The sequence below is a fragment of the Actinacidiphila yanglinensis genome, from assembly GCF_900107965.1.
GTDB classification, from domain to species: Bacteria; Actinomycetota; Actinomycetes; order Streptomycetales; family Streptomycetaceae; genus Actinacidiphila; species Actinacidiphila yanglinensis.
In genome coordinates this window covers 106,187-128,283 of sequence record NZ_FNVU01000008.1, presented here as the reverse complement: position 1 = coordinate 128,283, position 22,097 = coordinate 106,187, and the positions used below count along the sequence as shown (strand labels likewise).

Here is a 22,097-nt window from a genome sequence, read left to right as displayed (position 1 = left end):
AACCGTCATGAACCAACCCGATCGGGAGTCCACGGACGTCGACGTCGTCGTGGTCGGCGGCGGGCCGGCCGGCTCCACCGTCGCCTCCTTCGTCGCCAAGCAGGGCGGCCGGGTGCTGCTGCTGGAGAAGGAGACCTTTCCCCGGTACCAGATCGGCGAGTCGCTGCTGCCGTCGACCACGCAGTGGATCTGCGGGCTGCTCGGCGTGGCCGACGAGGTGGAGGCGGCCGGCTTCCAGACCAAGACCGGCGGCACCTTCCTGTGGGGCGCCAGCCCGAAGCCGTGGTCCTTCACCTTCGCCACCGCAAGCCACCGCGGGCGCCACGCGTTCCAGGTCGAGCGGATGAAGTTCGACAAGATCCTCCTGGACAACGCCCGGCGGCTCGGCGTGGACGTGCGCGAGCAGTGCGCCGTCAAGGACGTCGTCTCCGACCCGGACCGGGTGCGCGGCGTGACGTACACCGACGCCGGCGGCGCCGAGCACACCGTCACCGCCCGGTTCGTCGTGGACGCCTCCGGCAACAGCAGCCGCATCCGCCGGCACGTCGGCGGCACCCGCGAACTGGCCGAGTACTTCCGCAACATCGCCGTCTTCGGGTACTTCGAGGGTGGCAAGCGGATGGACCCGCCGCTGCGCGGGAACATCCTGTGCGCGGCCTTCGGCGGCGGCTGGTTCTGGTACATCCCGCTGACCGACGAACTGACCAGCGTGGGCGCCGTGGTGCCGGCCGACATGGTCGACAAGATCCAGCAGGACCGCGAGGCCGCGCTCACCCAGTTCATCGGCGAGTCCCCGATGATCAGCGACTTCCTCACCGACGCGCGACGGGTGACGGAGGGCCCGTACGGAGAGGTGCGGGTGCGCAAGGACTACTCGTACAGCAACACCCGCTTCTGGCGGCCCGGCATGGCGCTGGTCGGCGACGCGGCCTGCTTCGTCGACCCGCTGTTCTCCACCGGCGTGTACCTGGCCACGTACAGCGGGCTGCTGGCGGCGCGCTCCATCAACAGCGTGCTGGCCGGGCAGGTCGAGGAGCAGCGTGCCTTCGCCGAGGCCGAGTTCCGCCACCGCCGCGAGTACAACCTGTACTACGAGTTCCTCAAGGCGGTCTACGACACCCACCAGGACGAGACGTCGTACTTCTGGACCGCGAAGAAGCTGACCGGCGGCACCGCTTCGGAGGCCGACTCCTTCAGCTACCTCACCGCCGGCCTGGGCGCGGGGGAGTACACGCCGGTGGACGGCGGACCCGGCGCCCCCGACGCGGCGGCGCGCTCGCGCGGGCGCGGCCCCGACGAGGACGCCGCGATGCGGGCGTTCTGGCAGGGCCGCACCGAGGAGTTCACCACCGAGCACCACCCCGACCCCAACCACCTGCGGCTGGACGACGGCAACCACCAGCGGCTGCTGCGCACCATCGAGGAGGGCTGGCGGGCCCGGCCCGACCGGCTGACGGTCTCCGGCGACAGCATGTACTGGCAGGAGCCGGAACCGGAGCCCGAGCCGGAGACCGCGATCAGCGCGCCCGCACCCGGGGCCGGATGACCCCGGCCAGCTGAGCGAGCGGGCCGGGCAGCGCCATCTCACGGTGCTCGCAGTCGACCTCGTGCTCCTCGATCAGCCCCGTGACGTGGGGCCGCCAGGCCGCCCGGTTCGCCGAGGCGGGCCGGCGGCCCCGCGTCGCACGGAACAGCAGCAGGTCCCCGTCGAACGCGGCCTCAGGCGGCTGGCGCATCAGCCGGGCGTTGTTGAGGAAGACCTCCACGACTGCGTGCCGGCTTGCCTCGTCGAGAGCCGACAGCGGCCCGCCCTCGACCCCCAGCGCCGCCACCACCCCGGCCCGGTCCGGCACTTCCTCCCCGCCGGCGGGCGTGCCGCCGACGAAGTGCACCAGCTCGGCGAGCATCTCCGGCTCCTGCGGCGGGCGGCCGTCCGCCGGGCCGACCCCCGGGTAGCTGTCGAGCACCGCCAGCAACTCCACCCGCTCACCGCGGGCCTGCAGCATCGTGGCCAGGGTGTGCGCGACGTGCCCGCCGAAGGACCAGCCCAGCAGGTGGTAGGGGCCGTCCGGCTGCACCCGCAGGATCTGCTCCAGGTAGTCGGCGGCCATCTCCCGCACGGTCGCCGGCAGCGTCCCCCGACCGTCCAGCCCGCGCGCCTGGAGGCCGTGGACGGGGTAGCCGGTGCCGAGGCCGTGCAGCAGCCCGGCGTAGCACCAGCTGAGCCCGACGCCCGGGTGCACGCAGAACAGCGGGGCCCGCCCGCCGTGGGCACGCAGCGGCAGCAGCACGCCCAACGCGTCCCGCTGGCTGCCCACGCCCACCCGTTTGCCCAACCCGGCCACGGTCGGCGCCTCGTACACGTCGCGGACCGACAGCTCCGCGCCGAGCACCTCGCGGACCCGCTCGACGAGGTGGGCCGCCAGCAGCGAGTGGCCGCCCAGGTCCAGGAACGAGTCGTCGATGCCCACGGCCGGGAGCGCCAGCGCCTCGGCGAACAGGTGGCACAGCAACTCCTCGCGCGGCTCGCGCGGCCCCCGGCCGGCCGGGCTCGGCTCGACGTTCGGGGCCGGCAGCGCCTTCCAGTCGACCGCGCCGTCACCGGTCGACGGCAGGTCGTCCAGAACGACCACCGCGGCCGGCACCGCCCGTTCGCGCAGCACCCCGCCGAGGTAGGCGGCGCCGGCCAGGTACGCGCGCAGGGCCGCCGGATCGATCCGGCGGCCGGGCGCGGCGACGGCGTAGCCGACCAGGCGGCCGTCGGTGAGCGTGACCGCGGCCCGGGCGACATCGGGGTGCTCGGCGAGCACCGGGCCCAGCTCGGCCAGCTCGTCCGGGTCGGGTAACAGGTCACCTGGGCCGGTCGCGGCCGGTCCGCCGGCGGCCAGCCACACGGCCAGACCGGCCACGGTCGGCGACTCGAAGACGTGCCGCACCGACAACTCGGCGCCCAGCACCTCCCGGACCCGGCCGACCAGCCGGGTGGCCAGCAGCGAGTGCCCGCCGAGGTCGAAGAAATCGTCGTCGACGCCGACCGCGTCGACCCCGAGCACCTCCGCGGCCAGCTCGCAGAGCGTCTGCTCGGTCAGCGAGCGCGGCGGCCGCCCCCCGCCCGCCCCGGCGAGGTCCGGCACGGGCAGCGCCCGCCGGTCCAGCTTGCCGTTGCCGGTCAGCGGCAGCGCGTCGAGCACCACCACGGCGGCCGGCACCATGTGCTGGGGCAGCCGCTCGGCCAGCGCGCGGCGCAGCGCCACCGGATCGACGCCCTGCTCGTCCGCCGGGACCACGTAGGCGGCGAGCCGCCGGTCACCGGGACGGTCCTCGCGCAGGACCACCACCGCGGCGCCGACCTCGGGCTGCTGGGCGACGGCCGCCTCCACCTCGCCGAGCTCCACCCGGAAGCCGCGCACCTTCACCTGGTCGTCGGCGCGGCCCAGGAACTGCAGCGTGCCGTCGTCGTTCCAGCGGGCCAGGTCCCCGGTGCGGTACATGCGCCCGCCGGGCGGCCCGAACGGGTCCGGCACGAACCGCTGCGCGGTCAGCGCGGGCCGGTGCAGGTAGCCGCGGGCCACCGCGCGACCCGACAGGTACAGCTCGCCGGGCATCCCGACCGGCGCCGGGGGCAGGTCGGGCCCGAGCACGTGCGCCCGCGCGCCGCGGATCGGCCGGCCGATCGGCGGGGCCGGCGAGGCCGCCCCGGCGGGGTGCAGCGCGGTGCCCGCCGTCGCGCACACGGTGAACTCGGTCGGCCCGTACGCGTTGACGAGGGTGCGTCCCGGTGCCCAGGTGTCCACCAGCGTGCCGGGGACCGCCTCCCCGACCACGACGACCGTGGTGCCCGGGCGGATCGCCTCGACCGGGATGCTGGCCAGCACCGCGGGCGTCAACGTCACGTGGGTCACCGGCGGTTCGGCGGCCAGGGCGGCGATGACGGCGTCGACGCGCGGCTGCCCGGCGTCCGGCAGCACCAGGGCCGCGCCCGACGTCAGGGCCTGGCACAGCTCCCAGAACATCGCGTCGAAACCCACCGACGCCGCCTGGAGCACCCTGCTGCCCGGGCCGGCGCCCAGCGTCTCGCGCTGGTGACGGGCCAGGCCCGGGACCCCGGCGTGGGTGGCCAGCACGCCCTTCGGGGTGCCGGTCGAGCCCGAGGTGTAGATGAGGTAGGCCGGGTGGGCCGGCAGGAGCGGCCGGGTCCGCTCGGCGTCCGCGACCTCGTGATCGCGCAGTTCCGCCAGCCCGGCGGCGACCCCGGGCTCGTCGAGCACCAGGGCGGGTGCGCCCGAGCCGTCCAGCAGCGGGAGGTGCGCGCGGCCGGTCAGTACCAGGTGCGGGGCGGCGTCCTCCAGCAGCGACCGCAGCCGCTGCCGCGGGTGGTCGACGTCCAGGGGCAGGTAGGCGCCCCCGGCCTTGAGCACCGCCAGCGCCGCCACGACCAGGTCCACCGACGGCGGCAGCGCCACCGCCACCAGCCGCTCCGGGCCGACCCCGCGGCCGATCAGGTAGCGGGCCAACCGGTTCGCGCGGGCGTGCAGTTCGCGGTACGTGAGCGTCGTGCCGCCGCATCGCACCGCCGGCCCGTCGCTGCCTGCCCACCGGGCCAGCAGGTCCGGCACGGTGACATCCTGGGTGTCGTCGCCCGCCGGCCCGGCGGCCAGCCGGAGCAGCCGATCGCGCTCGGCCGGCGAGGTCAACTCCAGTCGCGCGACCGGCAGTCCGGCATCGGCGCCGACCACCTGGCGCACCGTCCGGAACAGCCGCTCGTGGTGGCCGGCCAGCTCCGCCCGGCCGTACAGCGCCGGATTGGCGTCGCTGTGCAGCAGGTAGCCCTCGCCGGGACCGAGATCCTCCGCGGCCACGCTGAAGTCGGCCACCGGGCCGTTGGTCAGGCCGTGGATGCGCCACTCCCGCGCGCCGTCGTGCAGGCGGCGCGGGAAGGACATGACGTTGACCACCAGCCCGAACAGCTCCCGCCCGCCGGCGCCGCGCTCCAGCTCGCGGGCCAACTCCCCGCTGCCGTACCGCTGGTAGCGCAGCCCTTCGAGGAGCCGTTCCGCGGCCTGGGCGCGCAGCTCGCCCACCGTCGTGCCGGGCGTGATCGTCATGCGCAGGGGGACCGCCTGGGACAGCATGCCCGGTATCCGCCGCAGCCGCCGGCTGTCCCGCCCGCCGACCGCGAGCCCGATCACGACATCGGACGCACCGGTCATCCGGTGCAGGTAGGCCGCCGCGGCGGCCACCAGATGGGCCGGCGCGCCCGACGCGGCCGGCAGGTGCGGCGCCGCTTCCCCGCGCAGCTCCGCGTGCGGGACCTGCCGCGTCTCCCGCAGGAAGTCCGACGGCAGCGCGGCGGGCGGCTCGCCGAGCCGCACCGCCTCGGGTGCGTCGCGCATCCGCTCCCGCCAGAAGTCGCGGCACCGCCCGAACGCCGCCGAGCCGCGGAACTCCCGCTCGTCCGCGAGCAGTTCGGCCAGGCCGCCGAACGTGCACGGCGGCGCGGGCGTCCCGGCGTGGCCGGCGGCGTACACCTCGGCGACACGGCCCACCATCAGCCCGAAGCTGTAGGCGTCCATCAGCAGGTGGTGGTTCGCGTGGTACCAGACGAACCGGTCGGGTCCCTCGCGGAACAGCGCGAACGAGAACAGCGGCGCCCGGTCCAGCGGCACCGGGTCCCGCAGGTCGGCCCGCATCCACTCCAGCGCGGTGGCCCGCGGGTCGGGCGCGGCGCTGACGTCGACGAACGGCAGCGACCAGTCCGGCTGCCCGCCGAGGATCTGCCGCGGCTCGCCGTTCTCCTCCACGAACCGCAGCCGCAGCGCGTCGATCTCGTCGACCACGCGCCGCAGCGCGGCCTCGAACACCTCCGGCCGCACCGGCCCGAGGATCTCGGTGCAGCCGCCGATGTTGTAGACCGGGTTCGAGGGGGCGGACTGCTGCGCGAGCCAGATCTCCCGTTGCGCCGCGGTGAGGGGCAGTGAGGCGCTGGGCGTGGCACCGGGTTCCATCTCGCTCCGTTTCCCTTGCGTTGCGCTCAGATGGTGATTCCGCCGTGGATCTCGAAGACGGAGGCGGTGACGTACGCCGCGCGGTCCGAGGCGAGGTACGCGATGAGGTCCGCGACCTCCTCGGCGCGGCCGAACCGGCCCAGCGGCACCGCGTCGAGCAGCTTCTTGCGGGACCGCTCCGGCATGGCCTGGATCATGTCCGTGTCGATGAGGCCGGGCGCGACCGTGTTCACCCGGATCCCGAACCGGCCGACCTCCTTGGCCAGTGCCTTGGAGAAGCCGATGATGCCCGCCTTGGACGCGGAGTAGTTGGTCTGCGAGGCGTTGCCGTGCACCCCGGCCACCGAGGACAGGGTGACCACGCTGCCGCGCCGCCGCTTCATCATCGCGAACGCCGCGGCGCGGCAGACCTCGAAGACCCCGGTCAGGTTGGTCGAGAGGACGCTGTCCCACTCCTGGTCGGACATCATCACCAGCGGCTGGTCACGGGTGATCCCCGCGCACGTCACGGCCACCTCGACCGGCCCCAGGGTCGACTCCGTCTCGGCCAGCCAGCCGCGTACCGCGTCGCCGTCGGTCACGTCGGCGGCGACGGCCAGGCACCGCCCCCCGTACCCGGTGGCCAGGTCCACCACCTCGCGCGCCGCGGACTCCTCCGAGCGGTAGCAGAAGCTCGTGTCGAAGCCCTCCCGGGCCAGCCGCAGCACCGTGGCGCGGCCGATCCCGCGGGAGCCGCCGCTGACCAGCGCGACCCTCCGGCCGTCGTCGTCTGCCATCCGTCCCCCTCAGCCTCGTGGCGGGCGCGCGGCGGAGTGCCGCTCGCCCAGGCGCAGCACCGCGCAGGCAACGGTGCCGTCGCGGTCGACGGAGCTGACCACAGCCGGCCGCCCCGCCGCTTCCGGCACCCGGTCCAGCGCGCTGAGCACCGACACCAGCTGGAAGGCGGCGGACGCCGCCCCGGTGTCGCCGAACGGCAGCTGCGGCAGGCGCTGGAGGGCGCCGGGGCCGAACAGGTCGGCCAGGACCGCACGTTCCGTCTCGCCCGCCGGGCCGGGCGGGCAACTCGGCGACACCGCCCAGACCTCGTCCGCGCCGACGCCGGCCGAGACCAGGGTGCGCAGCGTTACCTGGCGGAGCGCGTCGGCCGGATCCTCGCCGTGGTAGACCTGGCTGCGCACCGCGAGCAGTTCGGCGAGTGCCGGGCCGCTGGGCGCGTCCTCGCTCAGCAGCACCGCGCACCCCTCGCCGAGCAGCACCGGACCGGCGCCGACCGGCCGGGCATGGTGCTCCAGCCAGGAGCGGGTCACCGAGAACTCCTCGGCGGCGCCGCACACCACCTTCCGCGCCCGGCCACAGCCCATCAGCCGCCGCTGGTAGCTCAGGGCCAGCAGCCCGGCGGCCCGGCCCCCGGCGACGGTCGCGTTGGGCCCCCGCAGCCGATACCGGATCGCGCACTGCCCGGCGGCGCAGTTCATCACGGTGTTCGGCATCCGCGCCGGGTCGACGTAGAACGGCCGCGCCCCCTGCAGGGACTCGCGGGTGAAGTCGGTCATGCTCTGCACGCTGCCGGTGGTGGTGCCCAGCACCAGCCCGGTCTGCTCCGGTGCGTCCGGTGCCGGCTCGTCGGTCCCCTCCAGCAGCCGTCCGACGGCGACCGCGGCCAGCGCCGTGACCCGGTCCATCACCCGGGTCCCCTTGCCGAGCGCCTGCCGGGGGGAGAAGTCGGGTACCAGGCAGGCGTGCGGGTCCGGCGGCGCCGGCCACTGCTCCGGATCGAGCGCGGCGGTGGGGGAGGCGCCGGACCACAGGCCCTCGGTGAACGCGTCCCGACCCGTACCGAACGGTGAGACGGCGTCCCACTGAGTGATCACGATGCCCATGTGAGTCTTCCTTACCGGTACTTGCCGAGGACCACCACGGCGTTGGTGCCTCCGAAGGCCATCCCGTTGTTCTGCACGATCCGCAGGTCCGCCTCGACCGACGTGTTGGGCACGCAGTCGATCGCGCATTCCGGGTCGGTCCGTTCGTGGTTGATGGTGGGCGGGATGAAGCCGTGCGTGATCGCCAGCGCGCACCCGATCGCGCCCAGGGCACTGGCCGCGCCCATGGAGTGGCCCAGCATCGACTTCAGCGACACCGTGCGGGGCGGCTGCTCGCCGTAGACCTCGCGGATGGCCATGCTCTCGGTGACGTCGTTGTGTTTCGTGCCGGTGCCGTGCGCCGAGATCAGGTCGACCTGATCGGGCGTCACCCCGGCATCCCGCAGCGCGAGACGGATGCAGCGGGCGACGCCCGCCTGGTTCGGCGCGACCGGGTGGAAGGCGTCGCAGCTCAGCCCGCACCCGAGGATCTCCGCGTAGATCCTGGCGCCGCGGCGCAGGGCGGAGCCGAGCTCCTCCAGCACCAGCAGCCCGGCGCCCTCGCCGGTGAGGATGCCCTTGCGGTCGACGTCGAACGGGCGGCACCGGTCCGGCGCGATCGTGCCCAGCCGGTAGAACCCGGTGAACGTCTTGCGGCACATGGCGTCCGCGCCGCCGCACAGGGCCACGTCGACCTCGCCCGAGCGGATCGCGTCGAGCCCGCTGCCGATCGCGTAGTTGCCCGCCGAGCAGGCGGTGGCCACCGTCGACGCCTCCGCCTGGCGCAGCCCGAGCTCCTGGGCAACGGCGGTGGACAGCCGCAGCGGCGACACCCGCCGCACCGCGACCCGGTCGTACGCCTCCGGCCCGCCGTCCAACTCGGCCTGCACCAGCCGGTCCAGGTCGTACGCCTCGCCGTCCGTGGTGCCCACGGAGACCAGCACGGGTTCGTCCCGCAGCCGCTCGACGGGAAGGCCCGCGTCCTCGACGGCCATCCGCGCCGCCGCGACCGAGAACTGGCTGGCCTTGCCCAGCTCCTCGAGGTCGAGGGTGCGGATCCATCCGGCCGGGTCGAAGCCGACGACCTCGCACCCGTTGTCGTACTCGAAGCCCTTCGTGTCGAACACGCTGATCGGCCGGACACCGCTGCGGCCCTCCCGCAGCGCGTCGGCGAAGTCCGCGGCCCCGATGCCGATGCTGGACAGCACACCGACGCCGGTGACGACCACCCGCCGCCGCCCGGCGGGCGAAGGGTCCACCACCGCTCCCGTTGACATGTGTGTGCTCCCCTTGATCGGTGGGCGGTCGCTACCAGCCCGGTGTCGCCTCGAGAACCTCGTACACGCCGCGCATGTTGACCATCCGCGGCACTTCGGACTGGGCGATCACGACGTTGAACCGCTTCTCCAGCCCGGCGAGGATCTCGATCAGCATCAGCGAGTCGGCCTCGTGGACGTCGACGAAGCTGCTGGTGTCGGTGACCTCCGGCTCGTCCAGCTCCAGCAGCTCGCAGACGAGTTCCTTGACCTGGGTCCGGCGCTCGTGGTCCATCCGTTCCTCACCTCCGTCCCGGCCGCCCGGTGCGGGCGGACTGCCTGTCATCCGGCCGCACCGGAGTCCGGTGCGGCGTGCGTGGTGGCCGCCTGCCGGCCGAGCCGTACGGGCAGGGCCGCCAGGCCGTGCATGATCACGCTCGGGCGCCAGCGCAGCTCGTCGGCGGGTGCCGCCAGCGCCATGTCGGGGAAGCGTTCGAGCAGCCGGCCGAGCGCGACCTGCGCTTCCATCCGGGCCAGCGCCGCCCCCACGCAGAAGTGGATGCCGTGCCCGAAGCTGAGGTGGCCGCCGGTCTTCCGCTCGATGTCGAAGGCGTCCGGGTCCGGGAAGCGCCCGTCGTGGTTCGCGGCGCCCAGCGCCAGCAGCACGATGTCGTTCGTCGTCACCGAGGAGCCCCCGATGGTCATCGGCTCCGCCGCGTACCGCCATGTGGTGACGGGCGCGGGGGAGTTGTAGCGCAGCGACTCCTCCACCGCCGGGTCCAGCAGTTCGGGCCGGGCGCGCAGCTTCGCGAGCTGGTCCGGGTGCTGCAGGAGCGCCAGCAGCGTGCTGCCGAGCAGGTTCACTGTCGTCTCGTGCCCGGCGATCAGCAGCAGGCCGGCCATCGAGACCAGCTCCAGCGGGCTGAGCCGGTCGCCGGCGTCGCTCGCCTCGACCAGGTCGGACAGCAGATCGTCGGCGGGCGCCGAGCGCTTGGCGGCCATCATCTGCGCGAGGTAGCCGCCCATGGCGGTGGTGGCCCGGCGCAGCTCGTCCCGCGACCCGGAGCCCACGATGACGGTGGACCAGGCGCGGAAGGCGCGCTGGTCGGCGCGGGGGATGCCGAGCAGCTCGAAGATGACGGTGAGCGGCAGCGGGAAGGCGAAGGCGTCGACGAAGTCGACCGTGCCGCCGGCGCCCTGCTCCACCATCGCGTCCAGCAACTCGTCGGTGATCTGCTGCACCAGCGGCCGCAGCCGTTCGACGCGGCGCGCGCTGAACCCCTTGACCACCAGCTTCCGCAGCCTGGTGTGCTCGGGCGGGTCGCTGTTGAGCATGTCGGTGGCGACCGTCTCGGCCCGGTCCGATCCGTCGAGCCGCGCCAACGTCGCCCGGTCGATGATCGCCCGCAGCCGCGCGGAGTCCTTGCGCAGCCGCCCGTCCATCAGCGCCGCGGACACCTCCGCGTAACCCGTGACGACCCATACCGGAATGCCGCTGGGGGTGTTCGCGCGATGTATCGGGCCCACTCCGCGAAGCTCCGAGAAGACGCGGTAGGGGTCGTGCATATAACGGTCGCTGAAAAGGCCGTTCCCGCTCAATGTCTCGACCGTCACGGTGCCCCCTTTCTTGCGGTTGCCGGATGAGCGCGATATGCCGTCGTGCGTCGGCTGTTTCGTGCGGGGAATTCAGCGGGACAACGGGGTGCCCCTCGGCGAACGGGCTTGACCGTACCCGATGGTGCCAGTGCCGACAACCCTGTTCATCTGCGCCGGACGGCGGCGTGCGGCGCCGCGGAACGGCCTTCGAACCGGCCATCTGTTCATGACCGCAGGGGAATTGTCGGCCCATCCGACATCGGTCCGGGGTGTTGCTCAGCGGTTATCGACGTCGATTGTCCGCGCTCACCAGGAACGTAATGGAGCGCACTGCGGACGGCCGTGATCATCTCTTTTCGCGGCGCCCTATGACGTGGTCTCCCCGTGCCCGTCGACGCATCATCCCCGATGTCCTGGGAGTTGACCAGATCGGTTTTGCCCTTCCGCTGCCGGCGGGCCGTCGCCGGTAAGGCCCGGGCCTGCCGAAACACCCCGTGCGCGGGCCCGATCCACCGGCTCGACGGGAGTGCGGCGGTCCGTGCTCACGCGCACCCCGACGCCCGGGGGTTGGGGTGTCCGGTGGACGGGACAGCGCGCGTCGCGGGCGCGCCCGGGCGCGCTGGGTGCGGGGCGGGAGCGGGTCGGGTGGGGGTCGGTATCGGGACGGAGGGTGACGTACAGGTGAATAACCGTTTCTTGCGGGATATCGCCCTACCGGGCGGGCTGCGGCGGTTCCTGCGGTTCCCGCGGCTCCGCGGTCCGGGCAGGGCGTGTGGGCCGAGAGGGCCGGCGGCGACGGGTGCGCCGGGGGTCCGGATGGACGTGTATGTGAACATCGGCCCCGATGCCATGGACCGGCGGCGCGCTCCGGCCACGGAAGCGGCCCGATCCCGTCCGGGCCGAGGGGGGCCGTGGCGGCGGATGGCCGTTCACATGACGGAACTTCCGTCACAGTTCTGGTCGTTGACCGCCTCCGGCCTGCGGTTTGCCTGCAGGCGCCATGTGTTGGGAAGTGTTTCCTTGTCTTGAGTCTTGACCTCAAAAGAAACACGACAACACACTGAGCATCATTCCCCTCACGGGACGCAGGGCATCTCCACACGCACGGCGTGCACGGTGCGGCTGCCACGCCCCCTCAGCGGAGCGGCGCCGAACTCCGCGTACCGCAACGAGACGAGGAGCACCCCATGACCGGATTCAGCCGTCGAGATTTCCTCAGGGCCGCCGGTGTCGGGTCCGCCGCCCTGGCCGTGCCATGGGCGGCCGGCGCGGACCGGGCGGGCGCGAGCACGGCCGCGCCGACCGTGCTGAGCGGGACCGTGAGCGCGTCGGGCAACTGGCAGGTGACCGCGAGCGCCCTGGGCTGGACCTTCGGCGGCTCGCTCGGCTCGGCGGCGACCGGCATCGCCACCCGCTCGGGATCGGACGCGGTGGGCTCGTACACCGAGACCACCTTCACCTTCCGGTCGGGCGCGCGGAAGGGCGGCATCCGCGTCTACGACGCCGCGTCGTCCGTCATCTTCACCGACACCTACGTCGAGGCCGGCGCGGGCGGCGACCCGTTCCCCACCTTCACCGGCTACCCGAAACTGCCGTACCGGCTCAGCCACAGCGACTGCTTCGGCCGGTTCCAGTTCAACACCTTCGCCGGCGCCTCGGACAGCCCGTGGGTGTTCTTCGACGCCAAGGGCGGCACCTTCGTCCTCTCGGCGGCGAACCACTTCCAGGAGGCGCAGACCTCCCAGGCCGCGGACGGCTCGATCGCCGCCGGCGTGCTCGACTCGATCGCCACCCTGCCGGCCGGCTACTCCCGGCAGACGATCCTGTCGACCCACGCCGGGGTCGGCGCCGCCCACCAGGCGTGGGGCTCCGCGCTGACCCGACTCGCGGGCAAGCAGCCGGTCGCCAACGACGCGGGCCCGGTGCTGGCCACGCTGGGCTACTGGACCGACAACGGTGCGGACTACTACTACAAGTACGACACCTCCAAGGGCTACACGGGCACCCTGCTGGCCGTTCGCGACGAGTGGGCGGCGCAGAAGATCCCGATGGGCTACATGCAACTGGACAGCTGGTGGTACCCCAAGGGCCCGAACGCCGACTGGAACGACCTGCCCGACGGCGCCTACCTGTACGAGGCGGACAAGGAGCTGTTCCCGGACGGGCTGGCCGCGTTCCAGAAGCAGTTGGGCAAGCCGCTGGTCACGCACGCCCGGTGGATGGACCGGTCGAGCCCGTACCACGGCGAGTACGCGTTCTCCGACAACGTCGTCATCGCCCCGGAGTTCTGGCAGAGCGTCATGGACTACCTGCGGGATTCGGGCGTCGTCGTCTACGAGCAGGACTGGCTCTGCAACAACGCCAAGCCCGCCGAGAACCTCACGGACGCCGACGCGTTCTTCGACAACATGGCCCACCACGCGGCGGCCGACGGCATGGACATGCAGTACTGCATGGCGCTGCCGCGCGACTACCTGCAGACCACCCGCTACCCCAACCTGACGACCATCCGGGTCAGCGACGACCGCTTCGACCGCCCGAAGTGGGACATGTTCCTCTACGACTCGCAGCTCGCGGGCTCGCTCGGGGTGTGGCCGTGGGTCGACGTCTTCCTCAGCGGCGAGACCCGCAACCTGCTGCTGGCGAACCTGTCGGCCGGACCGGTCGGCGTCGGCGACGCGCTGGGGAAGGTCAACGCCGCCAACCTCTTCCAGGTGGCACGCCCCGACGGGGTCATCGTCAAACCCGACGTGCCGATCGTCCCGACCGACGCCACCTACGTCGGCGAGGCCGCCGGGCAGATGCCTCCCATGGTGGCCACCACCCGCGCCGCGCACCCCGGGCTGACCTACGCGTACGTCTTCGCGTACGCCCGGCAGGTCGCCGCTCCGCAGCAGGTCCTCCAGGCGGAGAGCGCCACCCTGTCCGGGGTGGTCGTCGGCACGGACAACGCCGGCTACACCGGGAGCGGGTTCGCGGACTACCAGCACGCCTCCGGCGACTTCGTGGAGTGGACGGTGCAGGCACCCGCGGCGGGCACCTACACCCTCCAGTTCCGCTACGCCAACGCCGACTTCACCCCCCGCCCGCTCGCGGTCACGGTGAACGGCGGCGCCGCGCACGACGTGGCCTTCCCCTCCACCGGCTGGTGGACGTCGTGGAGCGTCACCGGACTGACCGTCACGCTGGCCAAGGGCGCCAACACCGTCCGCGCGACCGACACCGGTGCGAGCGGCCCCAACATCGACTGGCTGGGCGTCACCCAGGGCGCGGTGCCGACCGGCCTGCGCCAGAACGTGTCCTTCACCCTCGCCGAGGCCGGCGTGACCGGACGGGCGTACGCCTACGACTACTTCGCCGGCACCGGCACCCTGGTCGGCGCGGGCGGCAGCGTACGCGCCACCGTCACCGACGGCACCTACTGGGTGATCGCCCCGGTCGGCGCGTCCGGCATCGCCTTCCTCGGCGACGCCGGGAAGTTCGTCGCGCACGGCGACAAGCGCCTCACGCACGTGAGCGACGACGGGAAGGTGCACGCCACCGTCGCCTTCTCCGCGGGCGAGGGCCCGGTGACGCTGCACGGCTACGCCCCCCGGAAGCCGACCGTCCAGGCGACCACCGGCAGCGTCGGGGCCGTCGGCTACGACACGTCGACCAAACTGTTCACCGTCACCGCCACCGCGGGGTCGGGCGACCAGGCGGTGCTCACCGTCACGCCCTGACCGCATCGGCGCGCCCGGCCCGTCCCGGAGCACGGGCCGGGCGCGCCGCCTGTGGGCCAGAGGGTGTCAGCGGGCGTCAGCGCGCCCAGCGGTCCATCGACGCGGCGGTGCCGACGAGGCACTCCAGGGCGCCGTCGCACCCGTGGTGTTCGGTGCGCGGACCTGCCCACGGGGCGGGGCGGGTCACCGACTGCTGAGCAGGTTCAGTGTGTTGGTGGCGTCGTCCACGAAGAAGACCCGGTCGGGGCAGGTGGCCACCGCGAGCCCGAACAGGGCGCCGGCTCCGGCCGGGTCGCCGCTCTTGTCGAGGGTGCGCACCGCCACCTGGTCCCCACGGGGCGTGGTCTCCACGAGGTTTCCGTCGCCGCTGTTGACGGTGAGGATGTTCCCGTTGGGCGCGACGGCCAGGCCCAGCGGACCGTTGAGCTTGCCGTCCGTGGTCACGACCTGCCCGGTGCCCGCACTGTCCCTCCGGTCCACGGCGTCGGGGATCGCAGTGATCCGGTTGTCCACGGTGTCGGCCACGTAGAGGGTCTTCCCACTCAGGCCGACGCCCGTCGGCCCGATGACCAGAGCGGCGGGGTCGGTCTTCTGGTCGAATCCCGACCCGATGGTGGTCGTGTCGACCCTGACGGGCGGCTTGTCACCACGGAGTCGGAGGCCGATGCGCAGGACAGTGCCGTCAGGCACGATGTCGCCGCCCCCCGCCACGGTGCCGTTGAGGACGTTGGTGACGAACAGGTCCGTACGGTCGCCATGGGTCGTGGCGGTCATGTCCCAGGGGCCGTTGATGCCGTCGCCGCTGAAGGTCTCGCGTACCGTGCCCCGGTTGTCCAGCACGATCAAGCAGCCGGCCTGCGCCGTGGCGGACGTGCCGTCGGTGGTGGGCAGGCTGCCCACGACGACCCAGCCACCCGGCAGGACCGACAGTGCGGTGGTCAGCCCGACGCCCCCGGGGCATGCTCCGGGCAGGTGCTTCGGGTCGATCTGCGCGAACAGGCTCGCCGTCCCCTTGGGGTCGACCTGCACCAGGGTGGTCCCGGTGCCCTGCTGGTTGGCGGCGTCGTTGAAGTTGCTGACCAGCACGTTGCCGCGGTGCAGGCGGCCGGCGCTCTTGTCGATGACGACGGTGCCGTAGGGATTGACATCACCGTTACTCGGAACGGTCGAGGCGACGGTGCTGACGTTCTTCAGCGGCTTGACGAACGGCCGGGCGCTCCCGTCGCTTCCACCGGGGCCACCGTGCGGCGCGGCGGCAGCCGCCTGGCCGGCCGTCAGGAAGGTGGCGGCAGCGACGAGCGCCACGGCCGCTGTACGGGGAACGTGAAACCTCATGGGTTCTCTCTCCTTGGAGTGCCCTCGGTCGCACCCCCGCGACCCCCGGACATCTGCACGCGGGCCGGCAGTTGTCCGGCCATCGACCACATAAGTGCCATCCACATCGCGACGCTCGCCGAACAGGGCCACCAGCGCGACCGCTGTCGGCCGTCAGGTGTGTGCCTCCCCGCCATGCGCCCGCCGTCCGTGGACGGCCGCATCCACGCCGGCGGGATGTCGGCGCCCGCACCGTGACGACGACCCGGTCGCAGCCCGGTGCGCTGTCTCCGCGTCCGGCGTCGGAACGGTCACGTGCCCGTACCCGGTCGCCCCGCGGGCGCCCAGGGCGACGGCGTATCGAGTGCCGGAAGTGCGGAGGCGGGCCGACCCCCGCGTCGTGTCCGCGGGGCGGGGCGGCGGTGCTAGCTTCGTGCCGCGTGCGTACGGCCGGCGCCGAGGTCACAGGAGAGGTGGATCCGGTGAGCGAGCAACTGCCCGAGGGCGCATGGGTGTTGACGGGAGACGAGATCGACGCCCTCGACGCGAGATGGGCGTCGTGCTGGACCCCGGGCGAGGTCGCGCGCCGGCTGGACGGGATCGCCGCGCCGTGGTGCGTCGCGGCGGGCTGGGCGCTGGACCTGTTCCGCGGCACGCAGACCCGCCCGCACGGGGACATCGAGATCGCGGTCCCGGCGGCCCGCTTCCCGGAGGTCCGCGCGCGCTTCCCCGGCTTCCGCCTCGACGCGGTCGGCACCGGCCGGATCTGGGAGGACGCCGGCCCGGAGGCTCTGGCCGCCACCCACCAGACCTGGCTGCGGGACGCGGCCACCGGCGACTACCTGCTCGACGTCTTCCGCGAACCGCACGACGGCGACACCTGGATCTGCCGGCACCACCCGGCGATCCGGCTGCCCTACGACGACATCATCCGCCGTACCCCGGACGGCATCCCCTATCTGGTGCCGGAACTGGTCCTGCTGTTCAAGGCGAAGCACGCCCGCCCGAAGGACCAGGCGGACTTCGACCGCACCCTGCCGCACATGACCGCGGTCCAGCGCGGGACGCTGGCCGACCTGATCGCCCGCGCGCATCCCGGACATCGCTGGCTCGCGGACCTCTGACGTTCGCGGGCCCGGGGACCTGTGACGCCGGAAAAGTTCGAGTGACACCGGGGGAGCGAGTACCACCGCCGGGCGGGAGCGCGTCAGGCCGCCGGCCCGTCGGCCATGATCCGCTCCAACGTGCGCCGCCCCATCAGGCTCAGCGACGGATTGCTCTCGACGTAGTACCAGACCAGGCCCATCGCCTGGACGAACGCCCACGCCTTCCCGCGCCCCCAGGCGATCTCCCCGCACCCCAGGCGCTCGCGCAGCACCTGCCGGGGCGCCGCCTCCAGCAGGTGCCACGCGCCGACGAGGTCCAACGACGGGTCCGCCGGCCCGAATCCGCCGACGTCGAGCACGCCCGCGAGCCGGCCGGCCGCCACGAGCACATTGCCGGCGATCAGGTCGCCGTGCGCCATGACGTCCCGGTCCGCCCCGCGCGGCAGGTCGCGCAACGCGGCCCACTGGCGGCGCAACCGGGGGACGTCCAGGAGTTGCCCGCTGTGCCGGAAGCAGGTCTCCATCCAGGTGTCGTGGGAGCGCAGCTCGCCGCCCCGGCCCGTACCGGAGAAGGTACGGCCCTGCGTGGGGATCGCGCGGAGGTCGGTGAGCAGGTCGGCCAGGTCACCTGCGAACGCCGTCGACCCGCCCGGGTCCTCGTCATCGGCGACGGTCCCGGGCAGCCAGGTCTGCACCGACCAGGGGAGGGGGTAGCCGGCCCCCGGCCCGCCCAGCGCCACCGGCTCGGGCGTGGCGAACCGCGTGCGGCCCGCCAGTTCGCGGGCCGCCGCCGCCTCGGACTCCAGCAGGCGCCGCGTCGACGCCGGGTCGTCCCCCTGCAGCGGGAGCCGGGCCGCGAGCCGGTCGCCGATCCGGTAGACGGCGTTGACCGTGCCCTGCGTGCCGACCCGCCGCAGCGGCAGGCCGCTCCACTCGGGAAACTGCGCGTCCACCAGCGCGCGTACCGTGCGGGGCGTCACCGTCAGCTCGTTGGCGTGCATCTTCATGGGGGAAGCATCCGCGCCCCGATCTTCGACGGCAACGCGTTTTGTCGGGGCGGTGGGTTCTCCGGGAGCCGTGCTCCGGGGGCGCCGCGATCCCGGGCCGCACGATCACGGGGCGCCGTGCTCCCGGCGCCTCCTGGGCCGGGAGCGGACGTCGACCCGAGTTCAGTCGTGGTCGTACCTGCTCCCGGTCGCGAGCACGTCCGGCAGCCCGATCGTGTCGAAGAAGCCCGGCAGCCCGCGGTCCGCGGCCGTGCCCGCCGGCGGCGTTCCGTCGCGGACGATCCCGGACAGCGTGTCCTGCACGGCGCGGGTGGCGGCCAGCAGCGCCGACACCGGGAAGATGACCATCCGGTAGCCCAGTTCGCGCAGGCGCTCCATGCCCATCGGCGGGGTCCGGCCGCTCTCCACCCAGTTGAAGAGCAGCGGGACGTCGGGCAGCGCCCTTGCCGTGGCCTCGATCTCCTCCTCGCTGCGCAGCGCCTCCACGAACAGCAGGTCCGCCCCGCAGTCGCGGTAGCGGCGTGCGCGCTCCAGCGCCGCGTCGAAACCCTCGACGGCCCGCGCGTCGGTGCGCGCGATGATCACGAGGTCCGGGTCGCGGCGCGCCGCCACCGCGGCCTCGATCTTGCCGGCCATCTCCGCTGCGGGGACCACCGACTTGCCGTCCAGGTGCCCGCACCGCTTGGGTGCCTGCTGGTCCTCCAGGTGCAGCGCGGCGACGCCGGCCGCCTCGTACTCCTGCACGGTGCGGACGACGTTGAGAGCGTTGCCGTAGCCGGTGTCGGCGTCGGCGACGACGGGGACACCGACCGCCGAGACGATCCGGCGGGCGGCGCCGGCCATCTCGGTCATGGTGAGCAGCCCGACGTCCGGCCGTCCGATGAGGGAGGCGCTCGCGCCGAACCCGGTCATGTAGACGGCGGGGAAGCCCGCCTGCTCGACCAGCCGGGCGCTCAGCGCGTCATAGGCGCCCGCGGCGGGCACCGGGTCGTCGCCCGCGAGCAGTTCGCGCAGGCGACGCGGGCCGGACGGACCCGTGTTCAGCAGATCGGACATGCGGCGACCCCGATTCTCGTTGTTTCTCTCGCGTCTCTGGTTCCAGGTACCCGCTACCCGTACCCGGCCCCTGCTGCCGGACGCGCCGCCGCCCACCCTTCCCCGCGCGCGCCGCCCCCCGCCGTCGCCGCGCCGGCCGACCGCGCGGCACGCCGCGTGCGGGTGACGGTCCGTCCGCCACACCACCCGGACCGCTGACGCGCCGCCCCCGGCCCGCCGGCCCCGCCCCGCCGACTGTTCGGTGGAAGGAGGTTGAACGGTTGGCCGTTGCCACGCGTACTCCCCCCAGGCGTCACCGGCGCCTCACAGACCTCGCAATGCGGCAGAAGAGGTGGGAAATGCCCTCACGAAGCATACGGTTGAACGGGACGACGGTGCAGGCCGACTACGAGTCGGCCGGATCGGGCAGCAGCCAGAGCTCCGAGCAGTTGCTGGACTGGCTGCGGAACCGGCAGTCCCAGCGCGGCCCGCGGTTCGGCTGCGGCCTCGCCCAGTGCGGGGCCTGTACGGTCCTGCTGGACGGAGCGGTCACCCGCTCCTGCGTCCGCCAGATGCACACCGTCGCCGACGGCGCGGAGATCCGCACCCTCGACGGCCTCGCCGACGGGCGGCGGCAGCACCCGTTGCAGCGCGCGTTCGTCGAACTCCAGGCGGCGCAGTGCGGGTTCTGCGTCAACGGCATGGTCATGGGCTCGCTCGGGTGGCTGGAAGGCCGGATCGCCGCGGGCAACACGGCGGTGCCGACCGAGCAGGAGACCAAGGACTTCCTGTCCGGCGCGGCCCCGGACAACACCCGCAACTACCTGTGCCGTTGCGGTACCCACACCCGCATCGTCGCCGCCGTGCGCGCCGCGGCGAAGGAGATGACCGGATGACCACCGTCGCGAAACCCTCCCGCCGCCAGTTCCTCGCCGGAGCGGGCGTCCTCGCCGTCGCCTTCACCGTCGGCAACGGCGTCGCCCACGCCGGCACCCCGGACGGCATCGTCCGCATCGACGACAGCGCCGGGGAACCCGACCAGTCCTGGCTGGTCCTGACCGAGGACGCCATCACCGTCTACAGCGGCAAGGTCGAACTCGGCACCGGCATCCAGACCTCCCTCACCCAGATCGTCGTCGAGGAGCTGCGCCTGCGCGTCGCCGACGTCCGCTACGTCCAGGGCGACACGCTGCTGTCCGTCAGCCAGGGCGGCACCACGGGCTCCAAGAGCATCCAGAACGGCGGCGTCCAGCTGCGCCAGGCCGCTGCCACCGCCTTCGCCGAACTCCGCCGGCGGGCCGCGGCCGCCCTGCGCGTCGACGCCCGTGAACTCCACGCCGCCGACGGGGTCTTCCGTGCCCGGGGCCGCAGCGTCGGCTACGGGCGGCTGCTGCGCACCGGCAGCAGCGTGCTGCCCCTCGACACCGCGGCGCCCGTCCTGGCGCCCCGCGACTACCGGGTGGTCGGCACCAGCCAGCCACGGGTGGACCTCCCCGGCAAGCTCGACGCCACCTTCGCCTTCCTCCACGACATCGCCCCGCCCGGCACCCTGCACGGCCGCGTGATCCGCCCGCCCGGCCGCAATGCGCACAGCCCGGTGATCGGCGACCTCGACCGCGCGCAGGCCGTCGACGGCTTCGTGACGCTGGTCCGGCACGACCGCTTCATCGGGGTCGTCGCCGCCACCGAATGGGCCGCCGCCCGCGCGGCCTCGCCCTCCACCGGCATCACCGTCACCTGGAGCGACGGCCCGGCGATGATCCCCCAGGCCGAGCTGCCCACCGCCCTGCGCGACCCGGAGAACCAGTACGCCACGGTGGTCGAGATCGACGACGGCGTCGACCCGCTGTTCGCTGCCGCCGGCACCGTGCTGACCGCGCAGTACTTCACGCCCTTCCACATGCACGCGACCATGGGCGCCTCCACTGCCGTCGCCGATGTCCGCTCCCAGCCCGACCCGGACACCGGCATCCAGGCGACCGTCTGGTCCGGCACCCAGAACGTCACCGCGCTGCGCGGCGCCCTCGCCGGGCTGCTCGGCCTGCAACCCACCGCGGTCCGGGTCATCTACGAGGAGGCGTCCGGCTGCTACGGCCACGACGGCGTGGACGACTGCGCCGCCGACGCCGCCCTGCTCTCCCAGGCCGCCGGCGCACCGGTCCGCGTGCAGTGGACGCGCCAGGACGAGCACGGCTGGGAGCCCTACGGCGGCGCGCAGGCCCACGACATGAAGGGCGCGCTCGGCACGCACGGCATCACCGCGTGGTCCCACCTGAACTACGCGCCCACCGCCAACAGCCGCCCCTCGGCCGGCAACCCGGGCACGCTGCTGGCCGGCGCCCTGACCGGGCTGCTGCCCGACCCGCTGCCCGCCAGCTCCGTCGACACCTCCGGGCGCAACGCCCCCCTCACCTACGCGATCCCGCAGCGGGTCGAGGCGCGGCTGATCAAGAGCTTCGAGACCATCGGGCCCGCCTCACCGGCCCCCGCCGCCCCGCTCACCTACCGCATCCCGCGCACTACCGCGCTGCGCTCCCTGGGCGGCTTCTCCAACAGCTTCGCCAACGAGTCGTTCTTCGACGAGCTCGCCCACGCCGGCGGCCACGACCCCCTCCGGCTGCGGATCGACTCGCTCCCCGACCCGCGCGCGGTCGACGTCTGCCGCGCGCTGCTGCCGGCCTGGAACCGCCGGCCGAAGGGCGGCGACGGCGTGGGTGCGGGTGTGGCCTTCCACCAGTACGAGGTCGTCAACGCCTACGTCGCCACGTACGTCGAGGTGCACGTCGACGCGGCGACCGGCGCGGTCCGGGTCGACCGGGTGGTGGTCGCCCACGACTGCGGCCTGGTGATCAACCCCGACGGCCTGCGCAACCAGATCGAGGGGAACGTCGTCCAGGGCATCAGCCGCACCCTCAAGGAGGAGGTCCACTACACGGGCGACGCCGTCACCTCCCTGGTCTGGCAGTCGGCGACCCCGGGCGCCGCCTACGACGTGATCCGCTTCAACGAGGTACCCAGCATCGAGACCATCCTTCTGGACCGCCCCGACCAGCCCGCGTGGGGCGCCGGCGAACCCACGATCGGCACCATCGGCGGAGCCGTCGCCAACGCCGTCTTCGCCGCCACAGGCGTGCGAGTGCGCACCCTCCCGATCACCCCGGACAAGCTGCAGGGCGGAACCGCGTGACCGCCGCCCG

Annotated in this window: 14 protein-coding genes; 5 read left to right on the top strand and 9 right to left on the bottom strand. The window is 73.5% G+C overall.

What is annotated here, in order from left to right; all coding sequences use genetic code 11:
• The first annotated feature begins 7 nt into the window (after nt 1–7).
• Nucleotides 8–1,546, top strand: coding sequence for a tryptophan 7-halogenase (locus tag C4U44_RS19910; RefSeq protein ID WP_103887217.1), 1,539 nt, complete (start codon nt 8–10; stop codon nt 1,544–1,546).
• On the opposite strand, the gene C4U44_RS19905 is transcribed toward C4U44_RS19910, so the two are convergent.
• Genes C4U44_RS19905 through C4U44_RS19880 form a run of 6 tightly spaced genes read right to left on the bottom strand, consistent with a single transcriptional unit; the run spans nt 1,518 to nt 10,734 of the window.
• Nucleotides 1,518–6,005, bottom strand: a complete 4,488-nt coding sequence (locus tag C4U44_RS19905; protein ID WP_103887216.1) for a non-ribosomal peptide synthetase — start codon at nt 6,003–6,005, stop codon at nt 1,518–1,520. The two genes, C4U44_RS19910 and C4U44_RS19905, sit on opposite strands and share 29 nt — an antisense overlap.
• Before the next feature lie 26 nt (nt 6,006–6,031).
• On the bottom strand, nt 6,032–6,781 hold the full coding sequence (fabG, locus tag C4U44_RS19900) for a 3-oxoacyl-ACP reductase FabG (protein WP_103887215.1): 750 nt from the start codon (nt 6,779–6,781) through the stop codon (nt 6,032–6,034).
• Nucleotides 6,782–6,790: 9 nt separating this feature from the next.
• Complete coding sequence (locus tag C4U44_RS19895; protein WP_103887214.1) at nt 6,791–7,885, bottom strand: beta-ketoacyl synthase N-terminal-like domain-containing protein; 1,095 nt, start codon at nt 7,883–7,885, stop codon at nt 6,791–6,793.
• Between the two features lie 11 nt (nt 7,886–7,896).
• Complete coding sequence (locus C4U44_RS19890) at nt 7,897–9,141, bottom strand: beta-ketoacyl-[acyl-carrier-protein] synthase family protein (protein WP_103887213.1); 1,245 nt, start codon at nt 9,139–9,141, stop codon at nt 7,897–7,899.
• A 31-nt stretch (nt 9,142–9,172) separates the two neighbouring features.
• On the bottom strand, nt 9,173–9,415 hold the full coding sequence (locus C4U44_RS19885) for an acyl carrier protein (protein WP_103887212.1): 243 nt from the start codon (nt 9,413–9,415) through the stop codon (nt 9,173–9,175).
• 47 nt (nt 9,416–9,462) lie between these two features.
• Nucleotides 9,463–10,734 (bottom strand): cytochrome P450 family protein, encoded by a 1,272-nt coding sequence (locus C4U44_RS19880; protein ID WP_235032208.1) that lies wholly within the window; start codon nt 10,732–10,734, stop codon nt 9,463–9,465.
• Nucleotides 10,735–11,903: 1,169 nt separating this feature from the next.
• On the opposite strand from C4U44_RS19880, the gene C4U44_RS19875 reads away from it, so the two are divergent.
• Nucleotides 11,904–14,438, top strand: a complete 2,535-nt coding sequence (locus C4U44_RS19875) for a CBM35 domain-containing protein (RefSeq protein ID WP_103887210.1) — start codon at nt 11,904–11,906, stop codon at nt 14,436–14,438.
• 183 nt (nt 14,439–14,621) lie between these two features.
• Here the strand turns inward: C4U44_RS19875 and C4U44_RS19870 are convergent, their stop codons facing one another.
• Complete coding sequence (locus C4U44_RS19870) at nt 14,622–15,773, bottom strand: NHL repeat-containing protein (protein ID WP_235032207.1); 1,152 nt, start codon at nt 15,771–15,773, stop codon at nt 14,622–14,624.
• Nucleotides 15,774–16,234: 461 nt separating this feature from the next.
• On the opposite strand from C4U44_RS19870, the gene C4U44_RS19865 reads away from it, so the two are divergent.
• On the top strand, nt 16,235–16,876 hold the full coding sequence (locus C4U44_RS19865; RefSeq protein WP_103887421.1) for a nucleotidyltransferase domain-containing protein: 642 nt from the start codon (nt 16,235–16,237) through the stop codon (nt 16,874–16,876).
• Between the two features lie 83 nt (nt 16,877–16,959).
• On the opposite strand, the gene C4U44_RS19860 is transcribed toward C4U44_RS19865, so the two are convergent.
• Together C4U44_RS19860 and C4U44_RS19855 are read right to left on the bottom strand one after the other, a co-directional pair.
• A complete protein-coding gene (locus C4U44_RS19860) occupies nt 16,960–17,865 on the bottom strand; it encodes an aminoglycoside phosphotransferase family protein (RefSeq protein ID WP_103887209.1) in 906 nt (301 codons plus the stop codon).
• Nucleotides 17,866–18,027: 162 nt separating this feature from the next.
• Nucleotides 18,028–18,921, bottom strand: coding sequence for an isocitrate lyase/PEP mutase family protein (locus C4U44_RS19855; protein ID WP_103887208.1), 894 nt, complete (start codon nt 18,919–18,921; stop codon nt 18,028–18,030).
• Nucleotides 18,922–19,280: 359 nt separating this feature from the next.
• Here C4U44_RS19855 and C4U44_RS19850 point away from each other — a divergent pair, with 359 nt between their 5' ends.
• Both C4U44_RS19850 and C4U44_RS19845 read left to right on the top strand, forming a co-directional pair.
• The gene (locus C4U44_RS19850; protein ID WP_200823323.1) at nt 19,281–19,796 is read left to right on the top strand and encodes a (2Fe-2S)-binding protein; all 516 of its coding nucleotides are present in this window, start codon (nt 19,281–19,283) and stop codon (nt 19,794–19,796) included.
• Nucleotides 19,793–22,087: a xanthine dehydrogenase family protein molybdopterin-binding subunit gene (locus C4U44_RS19845; RefSeq protein WP_103887206.1), complete on the top strand. Its 2,295-nt coding sequence runs from the start codon at nt 19,793–19,795 to the stop codon at nt 22,085–22,087. The genes C4U44_RS19850 and C4U44_RS19845 overlap by 4 nt, the downstream gene beginning before the upstream one ends.
• The last annotated feature ends 10 nt before the right edge of the window (nt 22,088–22,097 follow it).